The organism is Vibrio sp. D401a, assembly GCF_030248515.1.
Lineage (GTDB): Bacteria > Pseudomonadota > Gammaproteobacteria > Enterobacterales > Vibrionaceae > Vibrio > Vibrio rotiferianus.
Genome location: NZ_JAHGAI010000008.1, coordinates 319,187 through 327,418, shown reverse-complemented (window position 1 = coordinate 327,418; position 8,232 = coordinate 319,187). Strand labels below are relative to the sequence as shown.

5 protein-coding genes and 1 pseudogene are annotated in these 8,232 nt (G+C 41.7%); 4 read left to right on the top strand and 2 right to left on the bottom strand.

Going from position 1 to position 8,232, the window contains the following annotated elements; all coding sequences use genetic code 11:
* Positions 1-513, bottom strand: a pseudogene (locus KIV41_RS05625) (transposase); the annotation flags it as partial.
* Between the two features lie 315 nt (positions 514-828).
* On the opposite strand from KIV41_RS05625, the gene KIV41_RS05620 reads away from it, so the two are divergent.
* Entirely contained in the window at positions 829-1,332 is a 504-nt protein-coding gene (locus KIV41_RS05620; protein WP_171357179.1) for an Imm26 family immunity protein, read from the top strand.
* Positions 1,333-2,748: 1,416 nt separating this feature from the next.
* Here KIV41_RS05620 and KIV41_RS05615 read toward each other — a convergent pair.
* Positions 2,749-4,155 carry a DUF3131 domain-containing protein gene (locus KIV41_RS05615; RefSeq protein ID WP_285335868.1) on the bottom strand — a complete coding sequence of 469 codons (1,407 nt, stop codon included), beginning with the start codon at positions 4,153-4,155 and terminating at the stop codon, positions 2,749-2,751.
* Between the two features lie 247 nt (positions 4,156-4,402).
* On the opposite strand from KIV41_RS05615, the gene KIV41_RS05610 reads away from it, so the two are divergent.
* From KIV41_RS05610 to KIV41_RS05600, 3 genes are all read left to right on the top strand, one after another.
* Positions 4,403-4,978 carry a hypothetical protein gene (locus KIV41_RS05610; protein WP_171357181.1) on the top strand — a complete coding sequence of 192 codons (576 nt, stop codon included), beginning with the start codon at positions 4,403-4,405 and terminating at the stop codon, positions 4,976-4,978.
* Between the two features lie 77 nt (positions 4,979-5,055).
* Entirely contained in the window at positions 5,056-6,744 is a 1,689-nt protein-coding gene (locus KIV41_RS05605) for a type I secretion system permease/ATPase (RefSeq protein WP_285335867.1), read from the top strand.
* A gap of 10 nt (positions 6,745-6,754) precedes the next feature.
* Positions 6,755-8,068, top strand: a complete 1,314-nt coding sequence (locus KIV41_RS05600; RefSeq protein WP_285335866.1) for an HlyD family type I secretion periplasmic adaptor subunit — start codon at positions 6,755-6,757, stop codon at positions 8,066-8,068.
* The last annotated feature ends 164 nt before the right edge of the window (positions 8,069-8,232 follow it).

Here is an 8,232-nt window from a genome sequence, read left to right as displayed (position 1 = left end):
CAGGGCTTGGCTTTTAAAGCGGTTTTCCCAAAAGTGGCCTTTGCAGTCGTCTTCTTTGTTTGCCTGACAAGCGATGTCAAAGTTGAGCTCTTTCATAAACCAGCTTAGGCTCCATAGCCGCTCTCGCCAAGACTCTATAATCGTCATACACGCATCGATTTCTGCTTGGCTAGTGAGTTGCCCTGACAGCCACCGAGTGACCAACGTAGGTAATTTATGCTCTTGCTTCCAACGTGCAATGACATCGGAGTTTGATAGATTCAGGGCTTTCTCTCGATTGATATGTACCACAAGATGATAGTGGTTACTCATGATGGCATAAGCGCAAACATCGATGCAGTAGACTTGCGAAAGGGCGTACATTTTTTGCTTTATCCACTCACGGCGATGTTCATAGTTTCGTTGCGTGGTTGGATCTTCACCGCATAGGAAGGTTCGCCTCACACAACGAGAAACACAGTGATAATAAGGCGTTGTCTCTACACAAATCTGTTGGCTTCTCGCGGTGGTCATCTCTTACCCTTATGGTGAATTACCGATTCAGGTTAAGAAACAGTCTAATAGGTCGCAATCTGTTAGGAGTCAACCTCTGACAGAGGTATCAACAACCCACACTTATTTCATCCTTTGTGGTGTCTGTCCCTTCAATTCTCGGTCCCTTCAATTCTCGGGAAAAATTGGGGAGGATATTTCGTCTACTAACAGAGGAAATAAAATAAATTCTTTTGATAAAACAAGAACTGATGAACGAGGGAAAGCATTTAATAAAGAATATGAAAATGCTCAGGCAGAGATAAATGGTAAGAAACCTCAAAAATGTGGATAAAAATGAGTAATAAAAAATTAGTAGTTAGTTCTGGAGATGTTTACTTTATTCCTTTGTTCTTATATGAGGAGTCGAGTACCAAAAGTTTTAGCCGTTATAAATTTGGTGGTGAGGAACAAGAGTTTTGTTTCTTCAGGATTATTGACGATCATCTAGGAGCAGGGATATTAATTGAAATTTTCAATTATGTCGGGGGCATAGAGACCGATATGAATGAAATAGTATCCTCCCAAAGGCTATTTAAACCGATATATATATCTGGTTCGGGAATTTCTAAAAAGAGGTGGAGAAAAGTAGGGGAAACGAAAAACTATAACAAAGAAACTGATTCAAATTACAGTAGCATCCAGTTCTTGATTGGTATGCCTGGAGAATTCAGGCTCTGGTGCAATGATATGGAAAGTGACATTGATAGCTCACAAGATATTGATGATGTTGAAGAACATATTATTTGGACATCAATGCAAGTAGAAAAGCGAGTTTTAAAAGTTTTAGGACGTTTATAAGAGACTGTTCATCCTCATTTTATCAATCTAGTAAAGCATCTAAACTGGGATCACTATATCAAGGACCAAAGTAGCAAGGACAGGCACCACTAAAAAGGCCACATGCTTATACAGCACGAGGCTTTGCTTTGTCCTTATTGCGATAGGTAAGTGACTAAATCTAGGCAATAACGAGTGATATTTGAACGGATTTACGCTCTGACAATGAATAGTCGGAATTGCCAAGCGCTAACAAGTCGATTCTTTGTTTAGCTTAGGGCGTGATGATAAAGGTGGGTGACGTGAAGTTAGCTATCCAGTCGAAATAAATGGATGCGTCGTTGATTAAAGTTGAGCTTCGCCTGTTTTGCCTTACCTATTTCATCCATTATGCGTCTGTACCTTCAATTCGCTCGTCACAAAAAACTCTATTCCGGGGTGATGATAATTCTTTCGATAACTTCAGGGTAATGAATTCTACGTTTCATCGGAATTACAACAAGCGGTTGCACTGTTACGATGAAGGCAAATATATTTATCAAAAGTAGAGCTTTGAAATATGAATAATCTAGACGCGACTCTCAATAAGTTCAAAGAAAAAGAAGGGTTTGAATGTTTTGGTAAGTTAAATCATGAATCAATTCACGAAATGGAAAGTGAACTAGGAATCTCCTTTCCGGAGCCATACAAGGTTTTTAAAAAAAATATGGTTATGTTGAGTGGTTTGGTCATACGATTTATGGTTACTCTGAAGATGAGGACTATCATACTGTCGAGTGCACGATTGAGCTTCGTGAGGATGAGATACCAAGTGATTTCCAGAGAATACTAAAACAAGGGTGTGTATTGGAGAACTATGATGGCGGTGGTTATTACTTTTTGTTCTCTAATGAGTCTGAAAGATCGGGACAAGTTGCATTATATTTAGATGAGCTATTTGGTAAAGAGGTTCAATCGTGGACAACATTTGAAGCATTCTTGGAGTATACGCTTAGTCTGTAATTTGTTGTTACAGGGTTGGAGGAATAAAACTTGAATAACAAGGACAGGCACAATTATAAAGGCCACATGCTAAAACAGCGCAAGGCCTTGGTTAGTTCTTTTGGCGATAGACAAGTGGTCAACTCTAGGTAGTAGCCAGTAATGTTTGAACGGATTTACGCTCTGACAATGAACAGCCGGAATTGCCGAGCCCCAACAAGCAGATAGTTTGTGGATATTAGGGGGTGTTGATAAAGATGGGGGACGGGAAGTTAGCTATCCAATCGAAGTAAATGGATACGACGTTTGTTCAAGTTGAGCTTCGCCTGTTTTGCCATACCTACTTCATCTATTGCGGTATCTGTCCTTTCAATTTGCTTATGAATACGTTGAACTTAGAGGCGTAGAGAATGAATGTAAGCAGCATATATAACGGGTAATCAACAACGAGTACCTTTAACCTTTCGCTAGTGGTTTACCGCCTCGAGACTTATACCAAAGTGCTACCAAAATCATCGAATTGGTATTGATGTTGAAGGCAGTATTGCTGCCATCATTTTCGTACTTCCCTGTAGGGATGCTGCGAGAGTGCAAACTGTTTTCCAGAACTTCATCGTATAGACGTCGACTAAAGTTATCGTGAAATATTACACTGAATCCAAAAGCAACTTTATTGCTAAACACTTGCGGATTTTCAATGATTTTTCCAGAGGGGCTAACGCTGGTCCATGGCTTTCCGTAGTAATAGAGGTTGTTATAAGCAAACCATGGGTTTTTGTTCATCGCATCTTCAGCGTAGGCAGAGATGATACCTTGCTCCTTCCATTTTACCATGTGCACTTGGTAGATGGATTCAATTTTATTCCAAGCTTGGTGTTGACCATACTCAATGCTCGCTAAAACAAAAGGGTCGCTTGTAAAGAACGGCACATTCCGGACATCAATGGGCAGTGTTGTTCCTTCAATTTCTACCTGTTTCAGGTAATCAGTTAAGTTTGGAAGAGAAACGTCGTAATCAAACCATATGAATCCCTGTGCCGCGTATTGAAGATACCCGTTCCTGCCTTCTTGTCGGTAATACTCTTTGCCACTGGTGTAGTTAACCCCATATAGAGTGCCATTGTTCACTGCGCGCTCGAGTTTCCACTTTTGGGAAATTGCCGTAACACGATCTTGGAATTCAGGGTGCTGAATTTGAAGTATGTTTAACCAAATAAGCAGACGCCCTATATCTAGGGCTGACCAGCCATTCCCATTACGCTTAGTATCGCTATTTCGGCCTGATGGCATTGCAGTTTTGGTGCTGTATTCTCTATTTGGCAATTCGTCATTGTATAGTGGTAAACGATATAGTGTGTCTAGAGTGAGGTTGAGTTGGTTCCTTGTTGACTCTGAGTTAACAATGCCCAGAGCTTCTAGCGAAAGCGTTGCAGCGATGCCACTAGCAATGTCCCACATAGTGGTATGTGAATATCCTTGTACCGAATCCCAAAGGCCTGTTTCTTTGCGATAGTTTCGCTTGAAGTAATAATGTGCCTTCTTGGCCAACAGTAGGTCATTTCTTGAAAGCGGTATTTCCGTATTTAATTTTTTGTCCTCAGACTTTTCGTTGAGTACTTGTTGTTCATTTTCGCTTGTCTGAGTTAGTGTTTCTGAGTTGATTATGGGAGCAATAACTCGTCGATGAAAGTGTTGTGTTGTGGTTTGTGGTTTCGCCTCTGAAGATACGACGTTTCTCTGGCCGTAAAAACTCACATCTTCGGCAGCCGCAACATTGAGAGCGCCTGCAGTGGCCAGTATGAATGCGGGTAGTAAGTAGGAAGATTTCAGAAAACTGATGGTTAGCAATGCAACTTTACTCATAATGTCTGTTAACTTAATGATAATACAAGAATTACAATCTGCTTGATTTGTTGTTATTAAGAGAGCGGAATTACGTTGCCATCACACTTAATCGCAAGTCGCCAAGAGACAGCGATTAAGATAATGAAGTTTTGATTAAAAATTAACCTGTTTAATTGTCGTTTATAGGGATTGGCTGTTAAACTCAACGCATAACAACGGACATTACTGGCTAGATGGACTTAGATTTAGACAGGAAAATATTGTTATGAGTGAAACACCTCCTTATCATGAACCTTTTGAACACAAATCTCGCTATCAATTGGAAGACCTCGCAAGAAAGCGTATTCAAAATTACGTCGCTTCTACGGTTTTAAAGCGTCGTTCTTTCGGCAAAATTCAGGAATCAAAAGCGATTGTTGCTTTTTCATTTGGTGATAGTGCTGAAGTGAATAAAGATCTCGCGGAGCTTATTTCTTCTGAAGTTTCGGGCTTTGATATTCCGCTGTATTTGCAACAAGAGATTGCGTCTCATATGCCAGAAAGTGAGCACATTGCCATCGAAAACCAATCCTATCAAACAACGAAAGACGTTGCGGCAGTTGTTCTAAAGAATATTGGGGAACAATCGGTTACGGTCGTGGCGCAAGCTTTTCACGCGCAGCGTTGTATTGATACCTGCAATGAGATTGGGCTTGATGTTGTCGCTTTGCGCGTTGTAAACCGTTTCCCGTCGAATGATCCACAGCCTTGGGTGAGAAGCGAAGTTAACTGGATTATTAAAGAAAGTCACCGCGATACTTATACAGGGTATGAGATCAGTGACAAATATAAATTGTCTTAACACGTCAACTAACTCTTTACCTTGCAAAACCTTGTCTATACTCAATTTATAATAATATGCAACATGGTTGGTAGGGTATGGATCATAATCCGTTTAATGCTGTTCGCAGAGAATGTTGGGCCGCATTGATGTTCAGTTTGGGGATAAACTTTTTGGTGCTCGCTGTGCCCGTGTACAGCTTGCAATTGTTTGACCGAGTTATGATGAGTGCAAGTGTTGAAACGATGTTAGCCTTACTTGGCATCACTTTGTTTCTTGTCACTTCTCAAGGACTCTTAGAATATGTGCGGACGCTTTTATTACAGAGATCTGCTTTAAAGCTGGACACTCAGCTAAGTGGCACGCTTTTGTCTTCCAGTATTGTGCGGTCTTCTCAAAAAAACCGAATCGAAAAGCAGCCAATTTTGGACCTAACTGTTTTACGAAATTTTTTGGTCTCTCCATCGACCTCTTCGATACTCGACGTTCCGTTTACTCCTTTATTTCTTGCTTTGTTGTTTTTCCTACATCCTTATATCGGGTATTTGGCCCTTGCCGGTGTCGGAGTTTTTGCCTGTCTGACGTTACTCATGATGATCAGTGGGCGAAAGACGAGTTGTAAAGCCCAGGACTCTACAGCGAAGGTAAGTATGGAACTAAATGATTTCCTTCGTAATGCTCCAACGCTGAAAGCAATGGGAATGAGTGAAAGTATTGGACAAGTATGGCAACAAAAAAACAGAGAAGTGTTGGGCTTGCAATGGTTGGTTAATGCACGAGTTGGTTTGTTGGTTTCAATTAGCCGTTATTTTAGGACGATTCTACAAATATCGGTGTTGACTATTGGTGTATATCTCGCATTGCAACAGCAAATAGGGTTAGGGGCGGTAATAGCGAGTTCAATTATTATTGGTCGAGTTTTGAGCCCTTATGAAAGTGCCGTAAGTGGCTGGAAAACATGGTATGGCGCATATAAAGCGTGGGGGAGATTAAAGCGATACGGTGCAGTATGTAAAGAGCAGGACCGAACTCTACTTCCTGAACCTAAAGGCGATATTGAGTTTAAGAACGTGAGTTTAAAGTTTGAGGGTTCTGCTGCGCCAGTGTTGCAAAACATCAATTTTAAGCTGGGCGCAGGGAATGCGTTAGCGATCATGGGTAACTCCGGTTCTGGCAAATCGACATTAGTGGGCTTGTTGATGGGAATTCACCAAGCTTCTATGGGAGAGGTGAAGATCGATGGTGCGACTGTCGAAAAATGGAACCAGCAGCAATTTGGGCAATACATTGGCTACTTACCTCAGCACGTTGGACTATTAGCGGGAACGGTAAAGCAAAATATTGCGCGGTTTGCTATAGCGAAAGATGAAGCTGTTGTTGCGGCGGCAAAACTTGCTTGTATTCATGAGTTGATCATGGCGCTTCCAAACGGATACGACACCTATATTGGAGAGGGGGGAGCGCTATTGAGTGGAGGACAAAAACAGAGAATTGGCCTTGCCAGAGCGATATACACGAACCCGAAAGTGTTGGTACTAGACGAGCCAAATTCTAACTTAGATCCAGAAGGTGAAACGGCTTTAGCGATTGTTTTACAGCACTGCAAAGAGCAACAAATTACTGTTGTGATGATTTCTCATCGTCCAGGGTTTCTGCGTCAAATGGATTGGGTTATCAAACTAAAAGAAGGGCGTGTAGAGCAAGCTGGGACATGCGAGCAATTTCTTGGTCTAAACACTGATAAGCTAGCTAATGTCACTCGACAAGAACAACCAATCGCCGGGTGAGGAAACAATAATGGATAGAACTTTTAGTACAAAGAATTTAGTTGTCGTTGGCTCTCTCATCATGTTGGTAACTGTGGGCGGTTTTCTTACATGGTCCATGACTATGTCGCTGAGTGCGGCTTCTGTTGCCCACGGTAATTTAGTTGTAGAAAGTAAGCGCAAGCAAATACAGCATATTCAAGGTGGCTGGGTAAAAGAGGTCTTCGTTAAAGATGGCCAGAAAGTCAAAGTCGGGCAGTTATTGGTTGAGCTATCGGATGTAAAATCAGAGTCAGAATACAAACGATATCAATATAGGAACTATTCCCTACTTGCCCAACAAGCAAGGCTTAATTCCTTGATAAACAGTAAACGTGAGCTTGATGTTCCGGAGGTTTTCCACACGAAAAATGTCGAGGTGATGACCATTACACCAATCATTGAGAGTGAGAAGATACACTTCCAGCAAGGAATTTTAAGATTTCAGCTTATGAACTCGCTATACGAGCAAAAGCTATCTTTATTCCAAGAAAAAATACAGGGTAGCCAGTTCCAGAAGAGAGCAATTACCTCCCAAAGAGATTTGGTTAAGCAGGAAATCGACATGACGAAGGGGCTAGTTGCAAAGGGGTATGTTTCGAAAACTCGCATGTTAGAGCTTCAAAGGCATCATGCTCGAATTGAAGCGGAACTGGCAGAAATTAACCTAACAATAGAAGTAGCGAAGCGCGAGTTACAAAGCGTTCATGAGGCATTCAAAAACCAAACATTAGAACTTCAGCGCGAGTATGCGTTGCAGCTAAAAGCGGTCGAAGATGAGATTCGAGACATTGGCCAGATCCTAAAAACGCTGGAGGATGTGCGCTCTCGTATTCAAATTAGAAGCGAGTTTAATGGTCATGTTGTCGGTTTGAATATCTCTAGTGTGGGAGGCGTTGTAAAGCCAGGACAGGTCTTGATGGAAATTGTTCCCGACAGTGACGATTTGATCGTCGAAGCTTTGGTTCCTCCAAAAGATATTGATATTGTTCGAAGCGGCCAATCGGCAAGGGTAAGGCTTACAGCGTATAGCGTGAGAGAAGTTCCTCCTGTCACAGGGGAGGTGATGAACGTTTCTGCAGACAGGATTTATAACAACAAGGGGACCGCAAAAGAGACACAGGGCTATTTAGTCAAAATCCGCTTGGACAAAAAAGCGCTTGAGCATTTACGAAGTGAGCAAGGGGTGGAGTTGTACCCTGGAATGCTTACCGAGGTACTCATTCTCGTTGAGCAAAGAACGGTGTGGGATTATCTCGTAAATCCTTTGATGTCCGGTATTAACCGCTCGATGAGGGAAATCTGATGGATGAACCTATGGTGTTTTGGCTCGGTTTTTATCTCTTCTTTTTGTGTTTGAGTACTTTCGTTGGCTACTTAAAAAACAATGTCATCGCTGGAGTTTTGTTAGGATACGTATTAGGGCCGATAGGCTTTCTGCTTTTGCTTTTAAGTCAAGATAGAAAGCAT

Excerpts from the sequence above, each read along its gene's own strand:
- KIV41_RS05620 (WP_171357179.1), top strand. The coding sequence starts at position 829 with ATGAGTAATAAAAAATTAGTAGTTAGTTCTGGAGATGTTTACTTTATT.
- KIV41_RS05615 (WP_285335868.1), bottom strand. The coding sequence starts at position 4,155 with ATGAGTAAAGTTGCATTGCTAACCATCAGTTTTCTGAAATCTTCCTAC.
- KIV41_RS05610 (WP_171357181.1), top strand. The coding sequence starts at position 4,403 with ATGAGTGAAACACCTCCTTATCATGAACCTTTTGAACACAAATCTCGC.
- KIV41_RS05605 (WP_285335867.1), top strand. The coding sequence starts at position 5,056 with ATGGATCATAATCCGTTTAATGCTGTTCGCAGAGAATGTTGGGCCGCA.
- KIV41_RS05600 (WP_285335866.1), top strand. The coding sequence starts at position 6,755 with ATGGATAGAACTTTTAGTACAAAGAATTTAGTTGTCGTTGGCTCTCTC.